Origin of the sequence: Gordonia caeni (genome assembly GCF_039537105.1) — a bacterium.
GTDB lineage: Bacteria > Actinomycetota > Actinomycetes > Mycobacteriales > Mycobacteriaceae > Gordonia > Gordonia caeni.
The window spans coordinates 1-24,862 of the sequence record NZ_BAAAZW010000011.1; the positions used below are offsets into that span (position 1 = coordinate 1).

Below are 24,862 nucleotides of genomic sequence, written 5' to 3' on the forward strand. Positions count from 1 at the left end.
CTGCACTCGGGTCAGCTCACCGAACGAGTCAACGCACTCTGAAATACGAAGAGCCCGAGATGTTGCGGACCTATACCCACGCCCAGCCCGATTCGCTCAAGGCCGTCGGCAGCACGATCCTGGGCGGCGACGAGGCGCTAGCTCAATTTTGCTCCGGATTCGTTGCCATATCGCCGTTCGTCCACGCGAACGCCGACTCGACGGCAGCCGGATCAGTACCCAGCAGGTCGAGACTGCGGCGCATCAGAGCGTTCAGAGTACCGATCCACGAATCGGCCAGAGCAATGTCCGCACCCACTGGCAGCGAAAGACTTGGGATCAGATGCCCCCGATGAAGGATGTTCATGCATCGTTCCATGGCATGCATCTCGACCGACCACCACTCAGAGTGCGTCACCCCGCTCGCCACCGAGTAGGCGTGCCGGTAGTAATCCAGTAGACCTGCTTCCTCCGCCATTTTCCTGAGAGACACCGCAGCGAAGGTGTCCCGAGTATCAACTGTTCGCAGATCAATTCCCGAGTCATTGTGGCCGAGCGCAGCCACCGCATCAATAGACTCACGCACCGCCGGGGTCTTGTAGCGGTCTGGCAATTCTTCGGCTATAAGCGCATTGAGCTTCGCTTTGCCCTCCCCATATTCTTGATACTTGCGGTATATCAAGTGGTCTTGCAGCGCCATCCACTCGATGTAGATCCGGACCTCCACGAGCGTCCGACCAACATGCGCGCCGAACTCGAAGCACCAAAGGTCTGGGCTTCCAAGGACTGCGATAACTTCGCGCGCCGCTCGCATGACCAAACCGGACGTCACCTCCTGTCGCGACGGTTCATGAAGATGTTGTGGCGCAGTCTCGATTGCTTCAGCGAAGCTGCTAGCCAAGTCCATGGCTAGCTGCCTCTTGTCCTCCGGCTGATCGCTGTAGCTGCCCGGAACTGCCGAGTCTTCGTCGCCAGGAGCGGCGTCATTGGCCGAATTCATTTCCTCTGCCCCCTTCAAAGATCGCTCACGGACGCACGGGGTGATGATTGAGTTCACGCCCCAGAACTGGCGTGCCCAGCGGATCGACTGGTCATAGTATTCGGGGTCCTCGTACTGGTTGAGCCCGCGAAAAGAGCCCCAGGAAGCCCGCACCACTGTCTCCGCTCGCGCCCTGGTTTCCGGATCGTTTGGGAACTTCCTGAGGACTTCAATCATCGCTGAATCAGAGGTCTTGAAGACGCCAACCTGGACCATGCCCCAGATAGTTAGGCACTTCACCAACGCCTCCCAGTGCCCTTTGCCGATGACCTCAAGGAGCCCCCGTGACAACAGGTTCACGCCCGCCTGGGTGGGCGGCTCGATATCAGTACCGATCAGCCACCGCGCCGGAACATCGGGATAGACCCGGAGCACACCAACCACTGATTCAGGGAGCAGGCCGTGCTCATGTGCACGCGCACACGCGCTCTCCATCAGCGCCGGATGCGAACTGAGCACAGCATCCAGATTGGTAAGACGCCCGTCTATCGCCCTGGCCAACTCCTTGGGCGTTAAGGCGTCCCCGACGTCAGCAATCACTGACTTCTGCCAGCGGACAAAATCCATCACGCGGTTTGGCCCAGTGTCTGCCATGACAAGAATCGGCCACAGGAGGTCCGGCACGTCGTCTCGGACCCAATCACCCACCTCAATGCCCAGCGCGATCATCGGCGGAGCATAGACCCGGCTTCCCTGCTTGACATGGCCCGCCATCGGGCCAGAACGCTCGATGGGCTGCTGCTTCGCCATTGCTGCAAGCTACTCCAAGCCCCGGACATCTCACCGCGCCTTGGCCCACTGCGGTTCTGCGGGCCGCTGGCCCACCAACGACGAAACCCCCTCCGAGTCTGGTCAGAGGGGGTTTCTGGTTGTCGGGCTGACAGGATTTGAACCTGCGACCACTTGACCCCCAGTCAAGTGCGCTATCAAGCTGCGCCACATCCCCTTGTCTAGTTCTCGGACAGTCCCGCCACGCTAACTCGCCTGCCCCAGTCAGGCGTCCCCTGACGAGGCGTCCTGAATCCGGTAGAACGGCCGGGCGGCCTCGAGCTCGTAGGCCAGCTCCAGGAGCTTGCGTTCCTCGCCCAGGTCGGCCGAGAAGTGGATGCCGATCGGCATGCCGTCGGCCGAGCGGCCGATGGGCACCGAGATCGCCGGGGTGCCGGAGGTGTTGTTGGCCGGGGTGAAGGCGACGTAGCGGATGAGGCGGTCGAAGACCTCGCCGAACGGGACGGCCGGATCGAGGTAGCCGATCTCCGGAGTGGCGTGCGCCAGGGTCGGCGAGACGATCACGTCGTAGTCGGCGAAGGCCCGGCGGAACTTGGCGGTGGATCGTTTGAGCCCGATGATCGACGACGGCAGACGGTAGAACCGGCGCGCGAAGTGACGGGACAGACCGCGGGTGAGCGGATCGAGTTTGGTGCGGTCGAATCCCGGACCGGCCACCTTGCCGCCGAAGCGGTCGAAGGAGAAGGCCAGCAGCGCCCAGTAGTCGGTGAAGTGGTCGATGTACGCCCGATCCACCGGCAGCGGCACCTGTTCGACTCGGTGCCCGAGTTCTTCGAGTAGATCGGCGGCCGCCATCAGTTCGCGGTGGGTGTCGGTGTCCAGCGGCTGACCGGTCACCGAGTCGGCGATCAATGCGACCCGCAGCCGTCGCGCCCCGGGCCCCTGCACCAGCCCGACCGGGTCGAGGCCGGCCACACGGCGCTGTCGTTCCAGGTCGGCCAGGAAGTAGGCGGTGTCCCGCACCGACCGGGACACCACCCCGTTGGAGACCAGGTCGATCGGCGCGTTCGCCGAGGCCGGCAGGCCCGCGGTGCGGCCGCGCGTCGGTTTCAAGCCCACCAGACCGCACGCCGCCGCCGGGATCCGGATGGAACCGCCGCCGTCGTTGGCGTGGGCGATCGGCACTGCGCCCGCAGCCACCAGGGCCGCCGATCCGCCGGACGAGGCGCCGGCCGAGACGTCGGTGTTCCACGGGTTGCGCGTCGGCTCGCGGTCGACGAACTCGGTGGAGGCGTTCAGCCCGAACGGCGGCAGTGTGCTGGCGGCCACCACGTTCACGCCCGTGCCCAGGAACTCGCCGGTGAACGGCTCGTGCGCCGCGGCCGGACGGTCGGCCACCGCGGCCGATCCCTGCCGCGTGGGCAGCCCGGCGTAATCGGTGTTGTTCTTGATCAGCGTCGGCACCCCGGCGAAGGCCCCGGAGAAGCCGTTGGCACCGGCCCGCGCGCGGGCACGTTCCCGATCGTCGACGGCGATCGCCGCCAGCTGCCCGTTCACCGCGTCGATCCGCGCCAGCGCCGCCGCGGTGGCCTCGGCCGCCGTGAATTCGCCCGCGGCGATCCCTCGCGCCACCCCGACCGCATCGCGTTCGCCCAGGACGTCGTCGGTGAAGGCGTGAACGTGTTTCATACCCTCCGAAGCTACTCAGTGCACCGAGTGAGCGGTCGATCAGGTAGGAAAGAACCATGCAGCTGCGTTTCACTCCGGAAGAAGAAGCCTTCCGCACCGAGCTCCGCGAATACTTCACCACGGCGATCCCCGAGGACATCCGCCGGCGATGCGAGGACGGGGAACTGAACTACCCCGACGACGTCGTGGCCACCACCCGGATCCTCAACGAGCGGGGTCTGGCGGTGCCGCACTGGCCGGTCGAAGTGGGCGGTGCGGACTGGACCCCGGTGCAGCACCACATCTACCGCGAGGAGATGGCGCTGAACTTCGTCCCGGACCTGCTGCCGTTCAACGCCGGCATGGTCGGCCCGGTGATCGCGCACTTCGGCACGCCGGAGCAGAAGGAGAAGTTCCTGCCGGCCACCGCGAACCTCGACATCTGGTGGTGCCAGGGCTTCTCCGAGCCCGAAGCCGGCAGTGACCTGGCATCGCTGAAGACCCGCGCAGTCCGCGACGGCGACGAGTACGTGATCAACGGCCAGAAGACGTGGACCACCCTCGGCCAGTTCGCCGACTGGATCTTCTGCCTGGTCCGCACCGACCCGGACGTGAAGAAGCAGGCCGGCATCAGCTTCGTCCTGTTCCCGATGGACACCCCCGGCGTCGAGCTGCGCCCGATCGAGCTGATCGACGGCAGCTACGAGGTGAACGAGGTCTTCTTCAACGACGTCCGCGTCCCGGTGGAGAACCTGGTGGGCGCCGAGAACGACGGCTGGACCATCGCCAAGTTCCTCCTCGGCAACGAGCGTTCGGGCATCGCCCGCGTCGGCTGGACCAAGACCAAGCTGGCCAAGGCCAAGCGGCTGGCCGCACAGACCCCGGCCGCCGGCGGCGGCACCATGCTCGACGATCCGCTGTTCGCAGCGCGCCTGGCCGGACTGGAGAACGAGCTGCTCGCCCTCGAGGTGACGCAGCTGCGCGTGGTGGCCTCCTCGGCCGACGGCAAGCCGAACCCGGCGTCGTCGCTGCTGAAGCTGCGCGGCTCGCAGCTGCAGCAGGAGGCGCTGGAACTGCTCACCGACCTGGCCGGCGCCGACTCGCTGCCGGTGGCTCCCGTCGACCCCGACGAGCTCGGGGACCTGGACTGGGCCGCACACGCCGCACCGGAATACCTCAACTACCGCAAGGTCACCATCTACGGCGGCTCCTCGGAAGTTCAACGCCAGATCATCGACAAGGCCGTTCTCGGGCTCTGACCGAGCGAGAAGACACCAGAAGGAACATCATGGATTTCGAGCTCTCCGACGAGCAGGTCATGCTTCGCGACACCGTGCGCGAGGTGCTGACCCGCAAGTACGACATCGAGACGCTGCGCGCGACCACCGACTCCCCGCTCGGCTGGAGCCGGGACGTGTGGGCCTCCCTCGCCGAGATCGGCGTCCTGGGCCTGGTCTTCAGCGAGGCCTACGGCGGCATGGGCGCCGGTCCCGAAGAGCTGGCCGCGGTGCTCGGCGAGTTCGGCGCCACCCTGGCGCCGGAGCCGTTCCTGGACTCCGTCGTTGTGCCCGGCCTGCTGGTGGAGCGGTCCGGCGCCGATGACGAGACCAAGGCGTCGCTGCTGGCCGCCCTCGCGAGCGGCGAGCGCCTGGCCGCCTTCGCCCATCACGAGGAGGGCGACCGCTGGCCGTCGTACGCGGTCGGCACGACGGTCCGCGACGGTGCCGTCACCGGCACCAAGACCCTGGTGCCGCACGGGGATTGCGCCGACGTCCTGGTGGTCTCGGCCCGCGACTCCGACGGCACCGTCGGCCTGTACCTGGTCGACGCCGGCGCCGACGGCGTCACCCGGACCCCCTATCGCACGCACGACCGCAGCCGTGGCGCGCGGATCGGTTTCGCGGGCGCTCCCGGCGTCCGTCTCGGCGACGGTGACGCCACCGAGCTGATCGAGGACGTCTCGATCAGCGAGCAGGGTGCCCTGTGCGCCGAGGCCGTCGGCGCGATGACCAAGTCGCTGCAGCTGACCACCGAATACCTGAAGCAGCGCAAGCAGTTCGGGGTACCGCTGTCGTCGTTCCAGGCCCTCACGCACCGCGCCGCCGACATGTACGTGGCCCTGGAGCTGGCGAGCGGCATGAGCGTCTACCTGACCGCCGCCCTGGCCGAGGGCAGCGCCGATGCGATTCTCGCCTCCCGGGCGAAACTGCAGATCTGCCGGTCGGGCCGGCTGGTCGGCCAGGAGGCCATCCAGATGCACGGCGGAATCGGCATCACCGCCGAGTACCCGGTGGGGCACTACGTCAGCCGGCTCACCGCGATCTCGCACACCCTCGGCGACGCGGACGCCCACCTGTCCCAGCTGTCGGCGCACCTGCGCGACTGGGACATGGTGAGCGTCGGCTGAGACGCCGCTGCGCGCAGGTCGCGCACAGTAGGGTGAGCCCATGGATTCCCTGACCCTGCTGCGCGAGAACCTCGCCGACCTCACCTCGTACGGCCTGCTGTCCGTCGGCCTGCTGATCCTCGGGTTCGTCGGCCTGGACCTGGTGACCCCGGGCAGCCTGCGGGACAAGATCTGGCGCGAAGGCAATCGCAGCGCGGTGATCCTGGCGGTGGCGCAGGCGCTGGGACTGATGCTCGCCGTCGCGGCCGGAATCGCGGCCAGCACCGCCTTCGAGCTGTGGCGCGGGGTGGTCAACACGGCCGTCTACGGCATCGTCACCATCGCGCTGATGATGTTCTCGTTCGTGCTGATCGATCTGCTGACCCCCGGCAAGCTGGGTTCTCTGCTGCTCGACGGCGAAGACACCGTCGAAGGCAGGCACAACCCGGCCGTCTGGCTCAACGCCGTGACCTTCCTGGCCATCGGGATCTTCGTCAGCGCCGCCCTGTCCTTGTAGGGCCCGGACGACGGGCAGTATTCACCGGACGGGTCTTGTCGCATAGGGTTTGGAACACAGACACCGACCGTCCCCGGTCGGCCGACCCAGGAGTTACCCACCATGGCCGCACCCCTCATCGAAGAATCCATCGACGTCGCCGCCACCCCCGCGCAAGTCTGGTCCGTGGTGTCCGACCTGGCCCGCATGGGTCAGTGGAGCCCGCAGTGCAAGAAGATGTTCATCTTCGGCGGCCCCGTGAAGCTGGGCACCCGCACTCTCAACGTCAACCGCCGCGGCCCGCTGGTGTGGCCGACCTCAGCCAAGGTGGTGGCCTTCGAGCCCGACCGCGAGATCGCCTGGCGAGTGGCCGAGAACAACACCGTGTGGGGCTTCGAGATCACCGAGTCCGGCGACGGCGTGACGGTGACGCAGCGCCGCTCGGTCGCCGGCGGCGAGACCACCAAGGTGTCGTCCTTCCTGGTCGACAAGGTCTTCGGCGGCAACGACGACTTCGAGGTGGAGCTGGCCGCGGGCATGCGGGAGACCCTCGGCAAGATCAAGCGCACCGTCGAGAACTGAGCCGGGCGTGGCACGTCGTCCCTCCCGGCCCGGTGATCGCACCGGGCCCGCCCATCTGATCGACCTGGTTCAGGAGACGGTGCCGCCGATCCACCCGCAGGGTTTGCCTTTCGTGGCCGGTCCGGCCGCCGTTGCACTACTCGGGCGCCGCAGACCGTGGATCGCCCGGCCCGCACTGGCCGCCGCCTCCGCCTCCGCCTTCTTCTTCCGGCATCCGTCCCGGGTCCCACCGCTCACCGCCGGTGCGGTGGCCGCCCCCGCCGACGGCACCGTGGCCCTGGTCGACACCGCCGTCCCGCCCGCCGAGCTCGGCCTCGGCGACCATCCGCTGCCCCGGGTGAGCACCTTCCTGTCGGTCTTCGACGTGCACGTACAGCGCATCCCGATCAGCGGCGTCGTCGAGGCGGTGCAGCACACGCCCGGCGAATTCCTGTCCGCAGACCTGGCCGAGGCCAGCGAACGCAACGAGCGCACCTGCGTGCGACTGCGCACCGACGCCGGCGAGGCGATCGGCGTGGTGCAGATCGCCGGGCTGATCGCCCGGCGCATCGTGTGCGACGTGACGCCCGGCTCCGCGGTGACGATCGGCGAGACCTACGGGCTGATCCGGTTCGGTTCCCGGGTGGACGTCTATCTGCCCGCCGGCACCGAAGCCCGGGTGGCGGTGGGCCAGCGGACCGTCGGCGCGGAGACCGTCCTGGCGGAGTTGCCTCGATGACACCCCGCGAGCGTTCCCGCCGCCGTCAGCGACTCGCCGGCCGTGGACGCCCGCGCCGCCCGCGCGCCGCCCAGGCGGTCAACCGGTCCGGACGGCTCTTCCTCCCGTCGGCGCTGACGATCCTGGCGATCTGCGCGGGTCTGACCGCGATGCGGATGGCCACCACCGGCAACGTCGACCTCGCCTTGATTCTGCTGGTCACCGCGGCGGTACTGGACGGGTTGGACGGGCGCGTGGCCCGGATGATGGACGCCAGCAGCAAGATCGGCGCCGAACTGGACTCGCTGGCCGACGCGATCAACTTCGGGGTGGTCCCGGCGGTCATGGTCTACGCGATCCTGCTGCCCGACACCTCCGACAGCGCCCAGGGATTCGGCTGGGTGGCCGCCCTGATCTACTGTTCGGCGATCGTGCTGCGGCTCGCCCGGTTCAACACGCTGCTCGACGACGATTCGGCTCCCGGCTACACCAAGGACTTCTTCGTCGGAGTGCCCGCACCGGCCGCCGCGGTCACGGTGCTGCTGCCCATCGGCCTGCTCGAGCAGTTCGGTGAGGGCTGGTGGACCGGTCCGGTGTTCGTGAGCTGCTGGCTCCTGTTCATCGCGCTACTGGCTGTGAGCCGGGTGCCCACTCTCAGTTTCAAGTCGGCCAAGATGCGCGCCCGGGTGCTGGCGCCCGGCCTGTTCCTGGTGGCCGTGGCCGCGGCCCTGCTGTTCACCTTCCCGTATGCGCTGATGATCCTGGTGGTGGCGGGCTACCTGATCCACATCCCGTTCGCCTGGCGGATGCAGCGCTGGGTGAGCACGCGCCCGGAGTACTGGGAGTACCCGCCGCGTGACCGCCGCCTGCAGCGCCGCGACGACCGGCGCGCCGAGGTGGCCGCCGGCACCCGCCGCCGGGTGATCCCGGTGCGCAGGTCGTCGGCCCGCCTGGGGCTCCGCCGCCCGCCGCGGCCCGGCGGCGACGCGCCCCGCACCTGACCGGCGCGTCGGCGCCGGCCCGACTCAGCTCGAGGTGGTCGGCTGCTGGGTCTCGCCTGTCGGGGCCTGCTGGTCCGGCATCGGAATGTTCGGGGTCTGCCCCCGCTGCCCCGGGTACTCGCGGCCGCTGCCGCCGCGGGGACCGACCAGCATCGGATCGCCGCCGCGATCCCGGCCGTCCTGCGAGATCCCGCGGGGCCGGTCACCGGTGCCGCCGACCTGGTCGCCGGTGATGTATCCGCAGCCGAAACCGATCAGGAAGACCGCGGCCCCGGCCGCGACCGCGCCGCCGATCAGCCACTTCTTCTTGTCGCCGGCGCCTCCCGCGGCCGCCGGGGCCGCGGCCGGGGCGGATTGCTCGATCGGTTCGATCGGCCGCGCACCGGACTCCCCGGCGGACGCGGTGGAGCCGGCGTCCGGGGCGCCGTCGCCGGATTCGGTCTTCTCGGGGTTCTCGGGGTTCTCGGGATTCGTCACGGGCGTTCCTCGCGGGTCGGTGTCGACCTGTTCGACACGTTGACGCCACGGTGCCGCCGTTTCCTGGGAGGTCGCTGTCCGCCCGGTGGCAGACTCCTGCCAGTTCCCGGCCCCCGACTCCCGGTGCTCAGCGGACGGTGACTGCTATGTGTGGTGACTGCTGTGTACTGACAACTAGGTGACGGTGACCGAATACATGATGGTGGTCCGCGACGCCGAGGCCGCCGCCGAGATGCCGACGGTGACCCAGTAGGTCTTCCCGCCGGTCTCCCGCGACAGCAGCACCGACTTCTCGCCGGTGGTCTCGCTGCGGCTCGACTCGACGTAGGAATCCTGCGTTAGCTTCGTCACGGCGTTGTCGAAGGCGTTGCCCTCGTTGGCCGGCGCCTGCACGGTGATCTGCCATTGCGGGTCGGCGCCCTCGGCACTGAGCACCGCCCCGTCCACCAGCGGGACCTGCGCCGTCGGGAAATCCTTCGGCAGTGGGACGCCCTGGTTCGCAGGCTCCTCGTCTCCACCGCACGCGGTCGCTCCGACCAGCGTCACCACCGCCAGCAGGACCGCGAACAGGACTCTCCGGAAAGACCACATGCCTGGAACGGTAAAGTAAAGCGGGTAATAGTGCCTCCCTGACACCCCGCCCGCCACTCGACCGACGGAGTGCCCTCTTGATCCAGGTCCTGATCGCGCTGGGTATCGGTGCGCTCGCTGCGCCGCCGATCATGCGCGGACTCGGGACCCGTGGCTTCTACGTTCTGGCCCTGATGCCGCTGGGCGCACTGGTCTGGCTGCTGCTGAACTGGCCTTCCGACGGCGAGCCGCTCACCCAGACCTTCGCGTGGGTGCCCAGCCTGCAGATGGACATCGTGCTGCGCCTGGACACCCTGGCCGCGGTGCTGTCGGTGCTGATCCTCGGGGTCGGCGCACTCGTTTTGGTCTACTGCGCCAACTACTTCAACGAGATGCGCCGCCGCGTCGAAGTCTTCGGCGGCGAACTGGTCGCCTTCGCCGGCGCCATGTTCGGACTGGTGCTCAGCGACAACATGCTGGTGCTCTACGTCTTCTGGGAGGCCACCACGGTCCTCTCGTTCATGCTGGTCGGCTTCAACGCGGTCCGTGCCACGTCACGCCGGGCCGCCACCCAGGCGCTGCTGGTGACCACCTTCGGCGGCCTGGCGATGCTGGTCGGCATCATCATGCTGGGCGAGCGCACCGGCAGCTACCTGCTGTCGGAGCTGATCGCCGCCCCGCCGGACGGCACCTTCGCGGCGATCGCGGTGGCGCTGATCCTGGTCGGCGCACTGAGCAAATCGGCCATCGTGCCGTTCCATTTCTGGCTGCCCGGCGCGATGGCCGCCCCCACCCCGGTCAGCGCATACCTGCACGCCGCCGCCATGGTGAAGGCCGGCATCTACCTGGTGGCCCGGCTGGCACCGGCCTTCCACGCCCAGATCAGCTGGCAGGTGATCGTCGTCGGACTCGGCCTGCTCACCATGATCCTGGGCGGCTGGCGTTCGCTGCGCGAGCTCGACCTGAAGCTGATCCTGGCCTTCGGCACCGTCTCCCAGCTGGGCCTGATGATGGTGCTGGTGGGCGTCGGCGACGCGAACGTCGCCATGGCCGGCCTGGCGATGGTGATCGCCCACGCCCTGTTCAAGGCGAGCCTGTTCATGGTCGTCGGCATCATCGACCACTCCACCGGCACCCGGGACATCCGGCGCCTGGCGCGCCTCGGGCATCGCCTGCCGGTGCTCGCGATCACCGCCGCCGTCTCCGGCGCCAGCATGGCCGGGCTGCCGTTCACGCTCGGTTTCGTCGGCAAGGAGACAGCCTTCGCCTCGCTCTGGGACACCGGGGCGTACACGCCGTCGCTGGCCGCTCTGGTCGACCTCGTCGTGGTGCTCGGTGCGATCATCACCTTCGCCTACACCGCCCGCTTCCTGTGGGGCGCCTTCGGCCGCAAGGTCCGTTCCCTCCCGACACGGCCGGTCGCCCAGCTGCACCCGCCGTCGGTGATGTTCCAGGCGCCCCCGATGCTGCTCGCCGCCTTCGGCGTGGCAGCGGCGCTCGTCGCCCCGTGGCTCGGGAACATCCTGGAGCCGTATGCGGAGACGCTGCCGGCCTACGGCCACCCGATCGAGCACCTCGCCATGTGGCACGGCTTCGGTCTGCCGGTGGTCCTGACGATCGTCGTCTACGTCGCCGGACCGGCCCTGTTCCTGATCCTTCGCCGGATCCGCGATCAGCTGTTCGACCACCCACCGCGCCTGAACGCCGACCACGTCTACGACCGCGTGCTGCGCGGCGCGGACACCCTGTCGCTGTGGGTCACCCGGAACACCCAGCGCGGCTCGCTGCCCATCACCCAGGGCGTGATCCTGTCCACCGCGGTGCTGGTACCGCTGGCCGTGCTGTTCCTCGGTGCGCGCCCCGACCTCGAGTTGCACGGCTTCGACAACGTCGAGCAGGCCGTGATCGGCGTCGTGATCATCTGCTCGGCGATCATCGCGACCGTCCTGCGCAACCGACTCGCCGGGGCCCTCACCGTGGGCATCACCGGCTACGGCTGCGGCGCCCTGTTCGCCATCTACGGCGCCCCCGACCTGGCTCTCACCCAGTTCCTGGTGGAGAGCCTGACGCTGGTGATCTTCGTCCTGGTGCTGCGCAAACTCGCCTCCGAGCCGCAGCCCCGGCACAAGACCGGTTTCCGCCCGCTGCGCGCCCTGATCGGCATCGCCTTCGGCACCACGATGGTCCTGGTGGGCCTGTTCGCCGCCGCAGCCCGGTCGACGCAGCCGCTGTGGGTCGACCTCGGCGAGGCGGCATACAAGTACGGGCACGGCGGCAACACCGTGAACGTGCTGCTGGTCGACATCCGCGCCTGGGACACCCTCGGCGAGGTCTCGGTGCTGATCGTCGCGGCGACCGGTGTGGCGTCGATGGTCTTCCGCAGCCGCCGGTTCGGTGCCGCGCCCCGGATCACCGACCTGGCCCGCAGCGAAGCCGGGCTGGACGACGACGACACCATGCCCGAACGCACCACCTGGCTGCGCGGCAGCGAACTGGGCAATCCCAAGCACCGCTCGATGGTCCTGGAGGCCACCACGCGCCTGGTGTTCCCCACTCTGGTGGTGCTGTCGCTGTACTTCTTCTTCGCCGGCCACAACGCGCCCGGCGGCGGCTTCGCCGGCGGCCTGGTGATGGGTCTGGCCCTGGTGCTGCGCTACCTGGCGGGCGGCCGATACGAGTTGGGCGAGGCCCTCCCGGTGGAACCCGGCACCATTCTGGGCGCGGGCCTGCTGGTCTCGGCGACCACGGCCATCACCTCCCTGGTGCTGGGCGCCCCGGCGCTCTCGTCGGCGGTCTTCGAACTGCACCTGCCGGTCTTCGGCGAGGTCCACCTGGTCACCGCGATGTTCTTCGACGCGGGCATCTACCTGATCGTCGTCGGTCTGGTGCTGGACGTGCTGCGCAGTCTCGGCGCCCGCCTGGACTCCGGCGACGCACCGACCGCCCGGATGGCGCCCGCCGCCGGCACCACCGAGGAGGTCGGCCGATGACCGCGAACCTCGGACTGCTGATCGTCGCCGGTGTCCTCGGCGCGACCGGCGTGTACCTGCTGATGGAACGCAGCCTGGTGCGGATGCTCCTGGGCCTGCTCCTGGTCGGCAACGGCGTCAACATCCTCATCGTGACGCTGTCGGGCCCGCCGGGCCGGCCCCCGGTCCGCGGCGCCGAATCCGTCGGCGCCACCGGCGACGCCGATCCGCTGGCCCAGGCGATGGTGCTCACCGCGATCGTGATCACGATGGGCGTGGCCGCCTTCGTGCTCGCCATGACCTACCGGCTGTTCGTGATCAACCGTCAGGACGACGACCTGGAAGACGACTCCGAGGACGTCAAACTCCTCAAGGGCTCGCTCAAGGACTTCCCGGACCGGGACCGCAGCGACGACCCGGAGACCGGCGCCGACACCCTTGCCGGCGACCTCTTCGACTCGCACGGCAACCCCCTCACCCCCGAGGAGTTCGCCGCCGCCCACCGCGGCGTGATCGAGACCGACCTGATGCCCGAGGACGCCGCCGTGATCGTGCGGCTCCCCGAGTTCAGCCCGGACGAGATGCCCGACGAGGACGAGGACGAGGACTACGACGGCGACGAGGCCGACGGGGACCGGGTGGACGGCGACTGGGACGACGACACCGTCGACCTGGAACCGAGCACCCCCGACGAGGACGGCGACTACATCGACGAGCCCCCGCGGCAGAGCGACCACCAGCAGGACGACGACCCGCACGACACCGTGCCGGGCACCGACCCGCCCGACGATCCGGAGTCCCCGGACGAGCCCGGGGGGAAGCCGTGATCCCACAGTCGTCCTGGATTCCGGTCCTCATCGCCCTGCCGACACTGGTGCCGCTGCTGGCGGCGGCACTGACGCTGCTGCGCGGCCGCAGTCCGCGGTTCCAGCGCTCGGTGACCGTCGGCGCGATCGGCACCGCCCTCATCGCCTCGTCGATGATGCTGTACCTGACCAGCACCAACGGCCCGTACGCCGTCAAGATCGGCGGCTGGGGCGGCAAAGGCTATCCCAACGGTCCGCTGGGCATCACGCTGGTCGTCGACCGGCTCGCCGCGCTCATGCTGGTGGTGTCGACGCTGGTGCTGCTGTGCGTCGTCGTGTACGCCATCGGTCAGGGCATCCGGGACGGCACCACCCAGCAGCCGGTGTCGATCTTCCTGCCGTCGTATCTGATCCTGACCGCCGGTGTGTGCAACTCTTTCCTGGCCGGCGACCTGTTCAACCTGTACGTCTCGTTCGAGGTGCTGCTCGCCGCGAGCTTCGTCCTGCTGACCCTGGGAGCGAGCGCCGACCGGGTGCGCGCCGGCGCCTCGTACGTGATGGTCTCGATGGTCTCGTCGCTGATCTTCCTGGCCGGCATCGCCTTCGCCTACTCCACCACCGGCACGCTGAATCTGGCGGAGATGGCGGTGCGGCTCGACGACGTGCCCTCGGGCACCCGCAACGCGCTGTTCGCCGTGCTGCTGGTGGCCTTCGGGATCAAGGCCGCCGTCTTCCCGCTCTCCACGTGGCTGCCGGACTCGTATCCGACGGCACCGGCACCGGTCACCGCGGTCTTCGCAGGCCTGCTGACCAAGGTCGGCGTGTACGCGATCATCCGCGCCAACACGTTGCTGTTCCCGGGCGGCACGCTGGACAATCTGCTGATGGTGGCCGGGCTGTTGACGATGCTGGTGGGCATCCTGGGTGCGATAGCCCAATCCGACATCAAACGCATGCTGTCGTTCACGCTGGTCAGCCACATCGGCTACATGATCTTCGGCATCGCGGTGGGGTCGGAGATCTCCATGTCCGCGGCCATCTACTACGTCGCGCACCACATTCTGGTGCAGACCACCCTGTTCCTGGTGGTCGGCCTGATCGAACGTCAGGCCGGGTCGGCGTCCCTGCGTCGTCTGGGCGGGCTGATCGCCAGCCCGGTTCTGGCCGCGATGTACCTGATCCCGGCGCTGAACCTGGGCGGCATACCGCCGTTCTCCGGGTTCATCGGGAAGGTCGCCCTCCTCGAGGGCGGTGTCCGCGACGGCTCGGTCCTGGCGTGGCTGCTGGTGGCCGGTTCGGTGATCACCAGCCTGCTGACCCTGTACGTGGTGGCACGCGTGTGGACCAAGGCCTTCTGGCGGCCGCGCGCCGACGCCCCCGAGGGCGGCATCACCAACAGCACCGCCTCGGCCCTGGTCGAGGAGGGCGAGGACGTGCTCCTGGAGGAGCGGGAGGACGTCGGCCGGATGCCCGCCACCATGGTGCTCCCGACCGGAGCGATGGTGGCCGCCGGCATCGCCCTGACCCTGTGGGCCGGACCGATCTTCGGCTTCACCGACGACGCCGCCCACGACATCCTCGAGCGGGGCCCGTACATCGGTGCCGTCCTGGGAGGTGAGCGGTGAGCAACACGCCCTACCCCGACAAGCCGCGGCCGAAGCCGGTCGGCAAGCGCCCGGTGCCCGCCTTCTTCGGCACCCTGTGGCGGATGGCCGTGGTCTACTTCGCGTGGCCGCTCACCATCGCGATCGTCTGGCTGAACAAGCACCTCGGGCTGCCGAAGTGGCTCGGCAGCAATCTCCGCGAGTTCGGGATCCGGCTGTGGGGCCTGTTCTGGCTGACGTTCGTGTGGGTGCTGCTCTGGGGCGACGTGACCTGGGGAAACATAATCGTGGGCTTCGTGATCGGCGTGATCGTGCTGAGCGTACTGCCGCTGCCTCGCATTCCGGTCGAGGGCCGGATCCATCCGCTGGCGGCACTGAACCTGCTGATCTCGCTGATCGTCAACTTCCTGATCTCGTCGGCACAGGTGGCCTGGGCCGCGGTCCGGCCGGGTCCGCCGCCGTTGGGCTGCGTGGTCCGGGTGCACCTCGCGATCAAATCCGACCTGGTGCTCACCCTGGCCGTGGACTACATCAACCTGGTGCCGGGCACCATGGTGGTGGAGATCGACCACGTCCACCGCATCCTGTACATCCACGTCTTCGATGTGCGGACGCAGAAGCAGGTCGATCACTTCCACAAGCAGATGGCGTACGTGGAACGGCAGTTCATCAAGGCCTTCGAGCGCGACAGCGAATGGCATCCGAGCCCCTACCACGGCATCGACGACGATTACCATCACGTGCCCTACACCGATCGCCGCCGCGTGGCCGAGGCCGACGCGACCAACCGGCGCGTTCGGCGCAACCGGAAGGAGCGTGCCGACCAGTGAACGTCGTCTGGGCCGTCAGCGGCGTGATGCTGCTGACCGCCGTCCTCCTGACCCTGTACCGCAGCCTGCGCGGGCCCACCACCCTGGACCGGCTGGTGGGCATCGACACCCTGATCGCCCTCACCATCTGCGGTCTGGCGATCTGGGTGGCCGCCACCTACGACACCACCATCGTTCCCGGCATCGTGGCGCTGTCTCTGGTCAGCTTCATCGGGACGGTGTCGGTGGCCCGCTTCCGTGTGAGGGACGACGAATGATCAGCGACGTCTTCTCCGCGGTGCTGGTGCTGACCGGCAGCCTCCTGGCCCTGACGGCCGCGCTGGGGCTGGTCCGGTTCCCCGACACCCTGTCGAGGATGCACGCGGCCACCAAACCGCAGACCTTCGGTTTGACCCTGGTGCTGGCGGGCACCCTGATCCGGATCGCCGGTCACCCCGACGGCGGCATGCTGGTGCTGACGGCACTGTTCATGCTGATCACCGCGCCGGTGATCGCGCAGCGCGTGGGCCGGCTGGTCTATCGGGAGCAGCGCGGCAGCGGCGGCAAGCTGATGGACGAATCGCAGCTGCACGTCCAGCACCGCGACGGGCCAGGGGCCTGAGCGGCTATTCGAGTTCGCCGACCACCGAGTCGACGACGGCGCGCAGGTTCTGCGCCCCCCGGTGGATCGCGCGCTGACGCTGATAGCTCGCCCCGCCCGCGACGATGTCGGCCACCGAGGCCAGTTCGGCGGTGCAGCCGAGCCGGGCGGCGACCGGTTCCAGGCGGACCAGAAGTTCGGCGAGGTCGTCGGTCACCAGCCGCTCATCGCACGCCTGGTTCCGGATGATGATCGCGTCGAGTCCGTAGCGGGCGGCCCGCCACTTGTTCTCCTGCACCAGCCAGGGCGCCATGTGCGGCAGCTCCTCGCCGGCGGACAGACGCTGGTCCAGGTCGACCACCAGGCAGTGCGTGAGCGCCACCAGCGCGGCCAGTTCACGGCGGTTCGAGACCCCGTCGCACACCCGGACCTCGATGGTGCCCAGGTGCGGTGACGGCCGGATGTCCCAGCGGATCTCGTTGAGGTGGTCGATGATCCCGGTGGTGCGCTGATCGTGGACGAAACCCTCGAACTGGGACCAGGTGTCGAACTGGAAGGGCAGCCCGGCGGTGGGCAGCTGCTGGAACATCATGGCGCGGTTGCTGGCGTAGCCGGTCTCCTGCCCGGCCCACATCGGCGACGACGCCGACAGCGCGAGCAGATGCGGGTAGTAGTCGAGCAGGCTGGACAGGATCGGCAGCACCTTGTCGCGGTGGTCGATGCCCACGTGCACGTGCACCCCCCAGATCAGCATCTGGCGGCCCCACCATTGGGTGCGTTCGATCAGTTCGGCGTACCGGCTGCCGGCTGTGAGCTGCTGACCCGACCACTCGGCGAACGGATGCGTCCCGGCGCCGTAGAGGTCGATGCCGAGCTCGTCGGTCAGCTCGCGGACCTGCTCGAGGGTGGCGCCGAGGTCGTCCATCGCCTCACCGGTGGTCCGGCAGATCCCGGTGACCAGTTCGACGGTGTTGCGCAGCAGTTCCTTGTGGATGCGTTCGGACCGGCTCAGGCCGCGCCGGGCGATCAGTTCGAAGAGCGGGTCGGCCGCGTTCACCAGATCGCGGGTGTCGCGATCGACCAGGGCGAGTTCCCACTCGACCCCGAGCGTCGGTTCCGGGGAGGCCCGGAACTCGATCGGTGCGATCGGCGACGTGCCGGTCATGGCGCGACCCGTGTGCTCGATGTCGACTGAAAGGCTGCTCAGTTGGCCATGATGATGCCGCAGGCGATCGGGGTGTTCGAGTCGAGGATCACCATCGCCTTGCCGTCCAGGTCGCCGATGGTGACCGCGACGGTCTGGTTGGCCGAGCCGTTGCCTTCGGCGCCCACCGAGATCCCCGGCAGCGAACCTCCGGCGATCGCATTGCCGGTGCCGGCGAACTCGTTCGGGGCGTCGCAGTTGGTGCCCGTGCGCACCTCCACCTTGTGCTGTCCCGGCTTCAGGCCGCTGACGCGCAGGTTCATCTTGGCGCGGTCGCCGTCGGCGACGAAGCTGGCGGCGCCGACGCTGTCGCCTTCGGTTCCTGCGAGGGCGACGGTGCCCACCGCCGAGCCCGGCTCGGCGGCGATGCCGTCGGCGTTGACCAGATCACCGGGAATCACCTGGTTGCCGGTGATCACCGGCGGCGTGGTGCCCTTCTCGCTGGTGGGGTGCTCGTCCGGGGTGCAGGCCGTCAGGGCCACACCGGCCAGGCCGGCCGCGGCGAGCGCGGCCAGTACACGCGTCCTCGAGGCGCGGGGGGTGGGGCTGGCGGTCATGTCGGCTCCTTCGGCAGGGTTTCGGCTGGGCTGGAAATGTTCGGGTGGGCTCGAGCCGGGGTTATCGGCTCACCACGACCACGGCGAGCTCGCCGGGGCAGCGGGAGAAGGCGGCGGGCCGGGCTTCGGTCGACGCGCCGCCGGGCACCGCTTCGGCGACCTTCTCGGCGGCGTCGGCTTCGCCCTCACCGTAGAAGATGGTGTTCTCGGTGACGCTGCTGGTGGTCAGGTTGCCCGGGTCGGTGCCGATCGCGAAGCCCGCGGACTTCAGCTCGTCGGAGACTTCCTGGGCCAGGCCGGTGGTGGTGCCGGCATTGAGCACGCACAGCTTCGGGGAGTCGCCGGCCTGCGCGCTCGTCGAATTCGGCGCCGAGGAGGGGCTCGATGCCGTCGTCTCCGAGGCCGGGCTGTCGGTGGCGGTCGCCTGAGCGCTCTGTCCCGCTTCGGCCAGTCGATCCCTCGGGCTCTCGTCACCGCTGCTCGCGGCCGAGTTCCACCCGAGGGCAATGAAGACCACGGCGACGGCCAGCAGCAGCATGGCGCCGGCGCGCAGCGGCAGGCGGTTGGGTTCGCGGTCAGCTTTCATCACGGCAACTCTAACTCACGCACCCGACCCGGCCGCGCCGAGATGTCAGGGATGCTCGAAACCGAGGCGCCGCGCGGCCCGGGCCTTCTGCCGGGAGGCGCGCAGCCGGCGGAGCCGCTTGACCAGCATCGGGTCGGCGGCCAGGGCCTCCGGCCGGTCCACCAGGGCATTGAGCACCTGGTAGTAGCGCGTGGACGACAGTCCGAAGAGCTCTTTGATGGCGTCCTCTTTGGAGCCGGAGTACTTCCACCACTGACGTTCGAAGCCGAGGATGTCGTGCTCCCGGCGGGTCAATCCGTCTGCGCCGACCTCGTGCGGGTCGGGCTGAGCCGACTGCTGCTCTGCGGCTGCGCCGTTCGACACCGGTGGAGTCCCCTTCCTCAGTACGCACGCCTGGCGCCGTCGTTCCTCTTCGCCTCTCGATCGGGCGAATGACAGCGGTGTGGTTCGCTCAGTATCTAATCACGACTCGGGGGTACCCGGCGCGGGGACTCACCGGTGCGGCGCGCAGTAGAGTTCTTATTCATGGCGATTCTCCCCATCTGCATCGTCGGCGAGCCCGTGCTGCATCAGCCGACCACCCCGGTCGACCTCGACGAGACGGGTCGACCCGCGCCCGAACTCGTGACGCTGCTCGACGACATGTACGAGACCATGGACGCCGCCAACGGCGTCGGACTGGCCGCGAATCAGGTCGGCCGCGGGCTGCGCATGTTCGTCTACGACTGCCCGGACGGCCCGACGCGGCGGCGCGGCGAGGTGATCAACCCGGTCCTGGAGACCTCGGAGATCCCCGAGACCATGCCGGACCCGGACGACAACGACGAGGGCTGCCTGTCGGTGCCCGGCGAGGGCTTCCCGACCGGCCGCGCCGAGTGGGCCAAGGTGACCGGCACCGACCGCAACGGCGACCGCGTCGAGATCGAGGGGTCCGGCTTCTTCGCGCGCATGCTGCAGCACGAGACCGGACATCTGGACGGCTTCCTCTATCTGGACGTGCTGCTGGGCCGCAATGCCCGCGCTGCGAAGAAGACGGTCAAGCGCAACGGCTGGGGTGTCCCGGGGCTCACCTGGATGCCGGGCGAGGTGGCCGACCCCTTCGGCCACGACGACGACTGACGACCTCCCGTCGTGGAGCCCTCGAGGTTGGAACCCCTGCCCGGTGACCGCGTCGTGGTCCGCTACCGCCTCGGCGCCGGCGGCCCGGACGACTGGCGGGCCGCGTCGGGCCCGAATCCGGCGTTCGAGCGGGCCCCGACGCTGTCGGATCTGACCGGCATCCTGGCGTCGGCGACCCCGGACGGGTTGGTGATCGAACGCGACGGCGTCCCCGAGCACGTGCCGGCGGCCGCGGTCACCTCGATCCGGCAGCTGTCGGCCCGCGTCGTCCGCAATTCGGAGATCCGCGCGGTGGAGCGGATCCTGACCGATGCCGTGGCGGCCGCCGAGCGGGCGGAGGTCGACGGCTGGACGGTCTCGGCCGATCCGTCGTCGGCGGCCGTGCGTGCCAACGCGGCGGTGCCCCTGGAGTTCGGCGCGAACGCCGCGGGCCTGGATCGCGTCCGCGACTGGTACACCTCGCGGGGGATCGCGGCGCGCGCCGTGGTGCCCGAACGCCTGCTGCGCACCGCCGAGGCCTCCGCCTCGGCGGGAGCGGCATACGAGGTGCTGGTGGCACCGGACGGGACGCCGGTGGAGGTGCCCGGCGTCGACCGCGGCGAACGGCTGCGCCGGCGCGCGGACGGGTACGCCCTGCATCACACGTTCCGCCTGATCGATCTGTGAGTTCGGCCCGCCGGTCGCCTACGGTGTACGACGATGACCTCCACGCCCGACTCCCCTCGTTCCGCGCGCCGCAGACTCTCCGCCGTCGCGAGCGTCGTCGCACTGATTCTGGTGGCGGTGCTGTCGTGGTGGCTGAGCACCGGCGACACCGACGGCAGCGACGGCACCGCGGCCGGCATCTCCGTCAGCCACTCGGCGCCGTCCTCCGCTGCCCCGTCCTCCGCCGCGCCGGCGCAGGGGCCCGGCGGTCAGGCGCAGGCCCCGGCTCGCGTGCTGGCCACCCTGGAGCTGATCGACTCCGGCGACTGGCCGGAGGCCGCGAACGCCCCCGGTACCCGCGGCGGCCAGACCTTCCGCAACAACGAGGGCCTGCTCCCGGCGACCGGTGCGAACGGCGCGCGTCTGCGCTTCCAGGAGTGGGACGTGAACCCGAAGGAGCGCGGCCGCGGCCGCGATGCCGAACGGATCGTCACCGCGAACGACGGTTCGGCCTGGTACACCTTGGATCACTACCGCACCTTCGTCCAGATTCGGGGGCCCGCACGATGATCACCATGACCACCGCCGCCTTTCTGCGAAACGCCGCCCGCGCCGGTTCCCCGGTCGGCCTGTGCACCTCGCAGGTGCGCACCTACGGTTCCGAGGTGGTGACCCGGCGGATCGACGGCGCCGCCGCCCGCACCCTCGACGGACTGTTCGCGGCCTTCGCCGCGGCGTGGGACTTCCCACCGCACTTCGGCGGCAACAAGGACGCCTTCGACGACTGCATCCGCGACCTGAGCCCGCATCTGCGCACCCCGACCGGCGCGCCGGCGACCGGCTACCTCACCGTCGTGGAGAACGCCCCCCAACTGCTCGCCGCCGCCCACGACCGCGATTTCCGCTGGTTCGCGACGTCGCTCAGCTTCTACCGGGACTCCTACCGCGACGACCCGGACCACCCGCGCGGCTTCACCCTGGTGCTCGTGTGCCCGCCCGCCGAGGCCGACGCGACCCGCGAGCGCTGGGCGGAAGCCGGGGTCCGGGTCGTCACCGTCCACGACCGAAGAGGATTCTGAGCCGATGCGGCTGGCCACCTGGAACGTCAACTCCATCCGCGCACGCAGCGAGCAAGTCGTGTCGTGGATGACCCGGCACGCCATCGACGTGCTGGCCATGCAGGAGACCAAGTGCCGGGACGACCAGTTTCCGGTGATGAGTTTCCTGGCCGAGGGCTACGACGTGGCGCTGCACGGCGACGGGGGCTACAACGGTGTCGCCATCGCGTCCCGGATCGGCCTCGACGATGTGCACCGGGGCTTCGACGGCCAGCCCTCGCTGCGTCCGGGCGAGGCACCCGAGGCCCGCGCGATCTCGGCCACCTGCGGCGGAGTGCGGGTGTGGAGTCTGTACGTCCCCAACGGTCGGGCCGTCGACGACCCGCACTACGCGTACAAGCTGTCGTGGCTGGAGGCGCTGGCCGGTGTCACCCGGCTCGAACTCGGCCACGACCCGGCCGCGCAGATCGCGCTCGCCGGCGACTGGAACGTGGCACCCACCGACGACGACGTCTTCGATCGCGACTTCTTCTCCGGCCGCACCCACGTCACCGACCCCGAGCGCGCCGCCTTCGGCGAGTTCCTGGACGCGGGCTATCTGGACAGCGCACGGCCGTTCGCCCCCGGCCCGGGCGTCTACACGTTCTGGGACTACACGGCCGGACGGTTCGCGAAGAACGAGGGCATGCGGATCGACTTCGCGCTGTGCTCGCCCGCCCTGGACGACCGGATCTTCGACGCCTTCATCGACACCGACGCCCGGGCCGCCGACGGCGCGAGCGACCACGCCCCGCTGGTGCTGGACTTGTCGTCGCCCGCCTTTCCCATCGAACTGTGACGGACACCCCTCGATCGGTTAGGTAAGCCTCGGCTACTGTAGCCACATGGTCACGCGCTTTCCCCGCCGTCTCGCGGTCGTCTTCGCCCTGCTCGCCTCGCTGGTGCTCGCCGTCAGCGCGTGCAGCGCACCCGACGAGGAGGGCGGCGAGGGCGGCCCGATCCAGGTGAACACCCCGCAGGGCCCGGTGATGATCCCGAGCACCCCGACGCGCATCGTCACCCTGGGCTCGCAGTGGATCGACACCGCGCTCGCCTTCGATGTCACGCCGGTCGCCTACCTGGACCAGAGTGAGATCCTGACCAAGAAGTCCTCCCCGTGGGTCGGCGACAAGCTCGAGCGTTCCACCTCGCTGAGCATGGAGAACATGGTCGCCGAGATCGCCAAGGCCGACCCGGACCTGATCCTGGCCGAAGGCTTCATGGCGACCGCGCAACCGGAGATGTACGCCAAGATCAAGGAGATCGCGCCGACCATTCCGGGCGTCACCGGCAAGCAGGTCGATCCGTGGGAAGACCTGGTCACCCTGTTCGGCACCATCACGAACAAGGCCGACAAGGCCAAGGAGATCACCGATCGGGTCAACGGCGCCATCGACCAGGTCAAGACCGACCTGCCGGGCCTCGAGGGCAAGACCTACTCGCTGGCCTACATGTACTCGAGCGAGCAGATCCAGGTGATGGCCGATCCGAGTGACGGCGCCGGGGTGCTGTTCGGTCAGCTCGGCCTGAAGGTGGCCCCGAAGCTCGCGGCCGCCTTCGCCAAGAACCAGCAGCCACGTTTCCCGATCTCCACCGAGAACGTGCCGATGCTCGAATCGGACTTCCTGGTGGTGACCACCGGCAATGAGGCCATGCATTCCGAGCTGGTGAAGCTGCCCGGCTACAAGAACCTCAGCTCGGTGAAGGACGGCGCAGTCGCCAACCTCAGTCTCGCGGAGATCACCGGCCTCAACCAGCCGACCCCGCTGGCGATCCCGTATCTGCTGGACCAGCTGCGGCCGCAGCTCGAGCGGGTCGCGAACACCCGATGACCCCGGCGGTGCAGACGCGCACCGCCCCGGTCGCCGTCTACCGCTGGCAGCCGCCGGCCTCCGCGGTGCTGGGTGCGCCGGGCACGGCCACCCTCCTGCCGTCCGGGGAACGGCTGACCGGGCTCTCCGGCGCCCAGGGAGCGGCACTGCGCGCGCTGGGCACCGGCCCGATCCGTTTCGATCAGCCGCCGCCCGAACCCGTGGCCGCCCTGCTGGACCGGCTGCTGACCGCCGGTCTCGTGACCGTGTCGGTCGGCGACGCCGGCCGCGAGACCGCCGAGTACACGCTGCGGCCGTTCCGCAGCGCCCCCTCGCCGCGGGCCGCCGCCGAGAGCGGCGTCCTGTCGAAGTTCACCGTGCTGCATCGGGTGGGCGACGAACTGATCGCCGAGAATCCCCGCGCCTGGTGCGACGTCGCCCTGACCGGGCCCCGTGCGATCGGCCTCGTCACCGGCCTCACCGGCCCCGAATCCGATGCGCCCGGCGACGACGACGGCTTCGCCGCGCAGCTCTGGTCCGATCTGCGGTGGGCCGGCCATGCGGTCGCCCCCGGCGACGACGAGGACGCCGACCTCGCCACCGCGGCCTGGCGTCCGCACGAACTATGGTTCCACCGGCGCAGCACGGTGGGCGACCGGGGCTCGTCATGGACCGCCTTCGGCCCCACCCGCTGGGCGGACGGGCGCTTCGAGCCGCTGCCCGCGCGCCCGGAGCCCTATCCGGGCGAGCCGGTGCCGCTGCCGGTGCCCGACCTGGAGGCACTGCGCACCGGCGATCGGCCGCTCACCGAAGTGGTCGAGGACCGGGTGTCCACGCGCACCTTCGACGAGGCGCACCCGATGACCGCCGCACAGCTCGGCGAACTCCTGTTCCGCTGCGCCCGCACCCGTTCGACGCGCGTCACCGATGCCGCCCGCCCGGTCCCGGAAGAGCTGCCGTCGCGTCCGTACCCGTCCGGCGGCTCGCTGTACGAGCTCGAGGTGTACCCGGTGATCCGCCACGTCGACGGCATCGCCGCCGGCATGTACCACTACGACACCGTCGATCACGTGCTCCGTCCGGTGGCCGCCTACGACGACGCCGCCGTCACGCGCCTCATCGCTCCGGCCGCGCTCACCCTGGCCGACGGCCGCGTCCCGCAGGTGCTGCTGGTGCTGGCTGCCCGCACGGGCCGGCTGATGTGGACCTACGAGGAGATGCCGTACGCGGTGATCCTCAAGCACGTCGGCGTGCTCACCCAGACGCTCTATCTGACCGCGACCGCCATGGGCCTGGGCGGCGTCGCCCAGGGTTACGGCGACACCGCCGCCTTCGCCGCCGCCACCGGCCGCGACGAGCTGGCCGAGTGCAACGTCGGCTCCTTCGTCGTCGGCTCGCTCCCCGCCTCCCCCTGACGCGGGTCGCGGCCG

Annotated in this window: 27 protein-coding genes and 1 tRNA gene; 19 read left to right on the forward strand and 9 right to left on the reverse strand. The window is 69.4% G+C overall.

Annotation, left to right across the window (positions count from 1 at the left end; all coding sequences use genetic code 11):
- Window positions 1-142 precede the first annotated feature (142 nt).
- The 3 genes from ABD732_RS16215 to ABD732_RS16225 form a co-directional block, all read right to left on the reverse strand.
- Window positions 143-1,768, reverse strand: a complete 1,626-nt coding sequence (locus tag ABD732_RS16215; RefSeq protein WP_344785525.1) for a DUF5677 domain-containing protein — start codon at window positions 1,766-1,768, stop codon at window positions 143-145.
- A 122-nt stretch (window positions 1,769-1,890) separates the two neighbouring features.
- Window positions 1,891-1,964: transfer RNA gene (locus ABD732_RS16220), tRNA-Pro, on the reverse strand.
- Window positions 1,965-2,011: 47 nt separating this feature from the next.
- Window positions 2,012-3,436 (reverse strand): amidase, encoded by a 1,425-nt coding sequence (locus ABD732_RS16225; protein WP_344785526.1) that lies wholly within the window; start codon window positions 3,434-3,436, stop codon window positions 2,012-2,014.
- 56 nt (window positions 3,437-3,492) lie between these two features.
- On the opposite strand from ABD732_RS16225, the gene ABD732_RS16230 reads away from it, so the two are divergent.
- From ABD732_RS16230 to ABD732_RS16255, 6 genes are all read left to right on the forward strand, one after another.
- Window positions 3,493-4,674, forward strand: coding sequence for an acyl-CoA dehydrogenase family protein (locus ABD732_RS16230; protein WP_344785527.1), 1,182 nt, complete (start codon window positions 3,493-3,495; stop codon window positions 4,672-4,674).
- A gap of 29 nt (window positions 4,675-4,703) precedes the next feature.
- The gene (locus ABD732_RS16235; RefSeq protein WP_344785528.1) at window positions 4,704-5,822 is read left to right on the forward strand and encodes an acyl-CoA dehydrogenase family protein; all 1,119 of its coding nucleotides are present in this window, start codon (window positions 4,704-4,706) and stop codon (window positions 5,820-5,822) included.
- A 40-nt stretch (window positions 5,823-5,862) separates the two neighbouring features.
- Window positions 5,863-6,318, forward strand: coding sequence for a DUF350 domain-containing protein (locus ABD732_RS16240; RefSeq protein ID WP_344785529.1), 456 nt, complete (start codon window positions 5,863-5,865; stop codon window positions 6,316-6,318).
- 102 nt (window positions 6,319-6,420) lie between these two features.
- The gene (locus ABD732_RS16245) at window positions 6,421-6,879 is read left to right on the forward strand and encodes an SRPBCC family protein (RefSeq protein WP_344785530.1); all 459 of its coding nucleotides are present in this window, start codon (window positions 6,421-6,423) and stop codon (window positions 6,877-6,879) included.
- Between the two features lie 7 nt (window positions 6,880-6,886).
- Window positions 6,887-7,597, forward strand: coding sequence for a phosphatidylserine decarboxylase (locus ABD732_RS16250; protein WP_344785531.1), 711 nt, complete (start codon window positions 6,887-6,889; stop codon window positions 7,595-7,597).
- Window positions 7,594-8,577, forward strand: a complete 984-nt coding sequence (locus tag ABD732_RS16255) for a CDP-alcohol phosphatidyltransferase family protein (RefSeq protein WP_344785532.1) — start codon at window positions 7,594-7,596, stop codon at window positions 8,575-8,577. Before ABD732_RS16250 ends, ABD732_RS16255 begins: the two co-directional genes overlap by 4 nt.
- Window positions 8,578-8,601: 24 nt before the next feature.
- Here the strand turns inward: ABD732_RS16255 and ABD732_RS16260 are convergent, their stop codons facing one another.
- On the reverse strand, window positions 8,602-9,054 hold the full coding sequence (locus tag ABD732_RS16260) for a hypothetical protein (protein ID WP_344785533.1): 453 nt from the start codon (window positions 9,052-9,054) through the stop codon (window positions 8,602-8,604).
- 174 nt (window positions 9,055-9,228) lie between these two features.
- Window positions 9,229-9,645, reverse strand: coding sequence for a hypothetical protein (locus ABD732_RS16265; protein ID WP_344785534.1), 417 nt, complete (start codon window positions 9,643-9,645; stop codon window positions 9,229-9,231).
- 77 nt (window positions 9,646-9,722) lie between these two features.
- On the opposite strand from ABD732_RS16265, the gene ABD732_RS16270 reads away from it, so the two are divergent.
- From ABD732_RS16270 to mnhG, 6 genes are read left to right on the forward strand one after another with little or no spacing between them, the layout of a single operon-like run.
- Window positions 9,723-12,614: a Na+/H+ antiporter subunit A gene (locus ABD732_RS16270; protein WP_344785535.1), complete on the forward strand. Its 2,892-nt coding sequence runs from the start codon at window positions 9,723-9,725 to the stop codon at window positions 12,612-12,614.
- A complete protein-coding gene (locus tag ABD732_RS16275; RefSeq protein WP_344785536.1) occupies window positions 12,611-13,420 on the forward strand; it encodes a Na(+)/H(+) antiporter subunit C in 810 nt (269 codons plus the stop codon). Before ABD732_RS16270 ends, ABD732_RS16275 begins: the two co-directional genes overlap by 4 nt.
- Window positions 13,417-15,024 carry a Na+/H+ antiporter subunit D gene (locus ABD732_RS16280; RefSeq protein WP_344785537.1) on the forward strand — a complete coding sequence of 536 codons (1,608 nt, stop codon included), beginning with the start codon at window positions 13,417-13,419 and terminating at the stop codon, window positions 15,022-15,024. Before ABD732_RS16275 ends, ABD732_RS16280 begins: the two co-directional genes overlap by 4 nt.
- Window positions 15,021-15,833 carry a Na+/H+ antiporter subunit E gene (locus tag ABD732_RS16285; protein ID WP_344785538.1) on the forward strand — a complete coding sequence of 271 codons (813 nt, stop codon included), beginning with the start codon at window positions 15,021-15,023 and terminating at the stop codon, window positions 15,831-15,833. The genes ABD732_RS16280 and ABD732_RS16285 overlap by 4 nt, the downstream gene beginning before the upstream one ends.
- Window positions 15,830-16,090, forward strand: coding sequence for a monovalent cation/H+ antiporter complex subunit F (locus ABD732_RS16290; RefSeq protein WP_344785539.1), 261 nt, complete (start codon window positions 15,830-15,832; stop codon window positions 16,088-16,090). Before ABD732_RS16285 ends, ABD732_RS16290 begins: the two co-directional genes overlap by 4 nt.
- Window positions 16,087-16,434, forward strand: a complete 348-nt coding sequence (gene mnhG, locus ABD732_RS16295) for a monovalent cation/H(+) antiporter subunit G (protein ID WP_344785540.1) — start codon at window positions 16,087-16,089, stop codon at window positions 16,432-16,434. Before ABD732_RS16290 ends, mnhG begins: the two co-directional genes overlap by 4 nt.
- 4 nt (window positions 16,435-16,438) lie before the next feature.
- Here the strand turns inward: mnhG and ABD732_RS16300 are convergent, their stop codons facing one another.
- The 4 genes from ABD732_RS16300 to napA all read right to left on the reverse strand — a co-directional run bounded on the left by ABD732_RS16300 (window position 16,439) and on the right by napA (window position 19,123).
- On the reverse strand, window positions 16,439-17,578 hold the full coding sequence (locus ABD732_RS16300) for a glutamate--cysteine ligase (RefSeq protein WP_344785541.1): 1,140 nt from the start codon (window positions 17,576-17,578) through the stop codon (window positions 16,439-16,441).
- A 38-nt stretch (window positions 17,579-17,616) separates the two neighbouring features.
- On the reverse strand, window positions 17,617-18,174 hold the full coding sequence (locus ABD732_RS16305; RefSeq protein ID WP_344785542.1) for a superoxide dismutase family protein: 558 nt from the start codon (window positions 18,172-18,174) through the stop codon (window positions 17,617-17,619).
- Window positions 18,175-18,235: 61 nt separating this feature from the next.
- Window positions 18,236-18,760: a LytR C-terminal domain-containing protein gene (locus ABD732_RS16310; protein ID WP_344785543.1), complete on the reverse strand. Its 525-nt coding sequence runs from the start codon at window positions 18,758-18,760 to the stop codon at window positions 18,236-18,238.
- A 45-nt stretch (window positions 18,761-18,805) separates the two neighbouring features.
- Window positions 18,806-19,123: a nucleoid-associated protein NapA gene (napA, locus tag ABD732_RS16315; RefSeq protein WP_344785544.1), complete on the reverse strand. Its 318-nt coding sequence runs from the start codon at window positions 19,121-19,123 to the stop codon at window positions 18,806-18,808.
- 162 nt (window positions 19,124-19,285) lie between these two features.
- Between napA and ABD732_RS16320 the strand changes: the two genes are divergently transcribed.
- The 7 genes from ABD732_RS16320 to ABD732_RS16350 are packed head-to-tail and all read left to right on the forward strand — an operon-like array spanning window position 19,286 to window position 24,847.
- Window positions 19,286-19,879, forward strand: coding sequence for a peptide deformylase (locus ABD732_RS16320; protein WP_344785545.1), 594 nt, complete (start codon window positions 19,286-19,288; stop codon window positions 19,877-19,879).
- 27 nt (window positions 19,880-19,906) lie between these two features.
- Window positions 19,907-20,545: a GNAT family N-acetyltransferase, cg3035/Rv0428c family gene (locus ABD732_RS16325; RefSeq protein ID WP_344785546.1), complete on the forward strand. Its 639-nt coding sequence runs from the start codon at window positions 19,907-19,909 to the stop codon at window positions 20,543-20,545.
- 33 nt (window positions 20,546-20,578) lie between these two features.
- Window positions 20,579-21,094: a guanyl-specific ribonuclease gene (locus ABD732_RS16330; protein WP_344785547.1), complete on the forward strand. Its 516-nt coding sequence runs from the start codon at window positions 20,579-20,581 to the stop codon at window positions 21,092-21,094.
- A 5-nt stretch (window positions 21,095-21,099) separates the two neighbouring features.
- Window positions 21,100-21,603, forward strand: a complete 504-nt coding sequence (locus ABD732_RS16335) for a barstar family protein (RefSeq protein WP_344785548.1) — start codon at window positions 21,100-21,102, stop codon at window positions 21,601-21,603.
- 4 nt (window positions 21,604-21,607) lie between these two features.
- Entirely contained in the window at window positions 21,608-22,420 is an 813-nt protein-coding gene (locus ABD732_RS16340; protein WP_344785549.1) for an exodeoxyribonuclease III, read from the forward strand.
- A gap of 46 nt (window positions 22,421-22,466) precedes the next feature.
- On the forward strand, window positions 22,467-23,453 hold the full coding sequence (locus ABD732_RS16345) for an ABC transporter substrate-binding protein (protein ID WP_344785550.1): 987 nt from the start codon (window positions 22,467-22,469) through the stop codon (window positions 23,451-23,453).
- Window positions 23,450-24,847 (forward strand): SagB family peptide dehydrogenase, encoded by a 1,398-nt coding sequence (locus ABD732_RS16350; RefSeq protein WP_344785551.1) that lies wholly within the window; start codon window positions 23,450-23,452, stop codon window positions 24,845-24,847. The genes ABD732_RS16345 and ABD732_RS16350 overlap by 4 nt, the downstream gene beginning before the upstream one ends.
- The last annotated feature ends 15 nt before the right edge of the window (window positions 24,848-24,862 follow it).

Coding starts and splice junctions, on each gene's coding strand:
- ABD732_RS16215 (WP_344785525.1), bottom strand. CDS start 1,768: ATGGCGAAGCAGCAGCCCATCGAGCGTTCTGGCCCGATGGCGGGCCAT.
- ABD732_RS16225 (WP_344785526.1), bottom strand. CDS start 3,436: ATGAAACACGTTCACGCCTTCACCGACGACGTCCTGGGCGAACGCGAT.
- ABD732_RS16230 (WP_344785527.1), top strand. CDS start 3,493: ATGCAGCTGCGTTTCACTCCGGAAGAAGAAGCCTTCCGCACCGAGCTC.
- ABD732_RS16235 (WP_344785528.1), top strand. CDS start 4,704: ATGGATTTCGAGCTCTCCGACGAGCAGGTCATGCTTCGCGACACCGTG.
- ABD732_RS16240 (WP_344785529.1), top strand. CDS start 5,863: ATGGATTCCCTGACCCTGCTGCGCGAGAACCTCGCCGACCTCACCTCG.
- ABD732_RS16245 (WP_344785530.1), top strand. CDS start 6,421: ATGGCCGCACCCCTCATCGAAGAATCCATCGACGTCGCCGCCACCCCC.
- ABD732_RS16255 (WP_344785532.1), top strand. CDS start 7,594: ATGACACCCCGCGAGCGTTCCCGCCGCCGTCAGCGACTCGCCGGCCGT.
- ABD732_RS16265 (WP_344785534.1), bottom strand. CDS start 9,645: ATGTGGTCTTTCCGGAGAGTCCTGTTCGCGGTCCTGCTGGCGGTGGTG.
- ABD732_RS16275 (WP_344785536.1), top strand. CDS start 12,611: ATGACCGCGAACCTCGGACTGCTGATCGTCGCCGGTGTCCTCGGCGCG.
- mnhG (WP_344785540.1), top strand. CDS start 16,087: ATGATCAGCGACGTCTTCTCCGCGGTGCTGGTGCTGACCGGCAGCCTC.
- ABD732_RS16300 (WP_344785541.1), bottom strand. CDS start 17,578: ATGACCGGCACGTCGCCGATCGCACCGATCGAGTTCCGGGCCTCCCCG.
- ABD732_RS16305 (WP_344785542.1), bottom strand. CDS start 18,174: ATGACCGCCAGCCCCACCCCCCGCGCCTCGAGGACGCGTGTACTGGCC.
- ABD732_RS16310 (WP_344785543.1), bottom strand. CDS start 18,760: ATGAAAGCTGACCGCGAACCCAACCGCCTGCCGCTGCGCGCCGGCGCC.
- ABD732_RS16320 (WP_344785545.1), top strand. CDS start 19,286: ATGGCGATTCTCCCCATCTGCATCGTCGGCGAGCCCGTGCTGCATCAG.
- ABD732_RS16330 (WP_344785547.1), top strand. CDS start 20,579: ATGACCTCCACGCCCGACTCCCCTCGTTCCGCGCGCCGCAGACTCTCC.
- ABD732_RS16335 (WP_344785548.1), top strand. CDS start 21,100: ATGACCACCGCCGCCTTTCTGCGAAACGCCGCCCGCGCCGGTTCCCCG.
- ABD732_RS16340 (WP_344785549.1), top strand. CDS start 21,608: ATGCGGCTGGCCACCTGGAACGTCAACTCCATCCGCGCACGCAGCGAG.
- ABD732_RS16345 (WP_344785550.1), top strand. CDS start 22,467: ATGGTCACGCGCTTTCCCCGCCGTCTCGCGGTCGTCTTCGCCCTGCTC.
- ABD732_RS16350 (WP_344785551.1), top strand. CDS start 23,450: ATGACCCCGGCGGTGCAGACGCGCACCGCCCCGGTCGCCGTCTACCGC.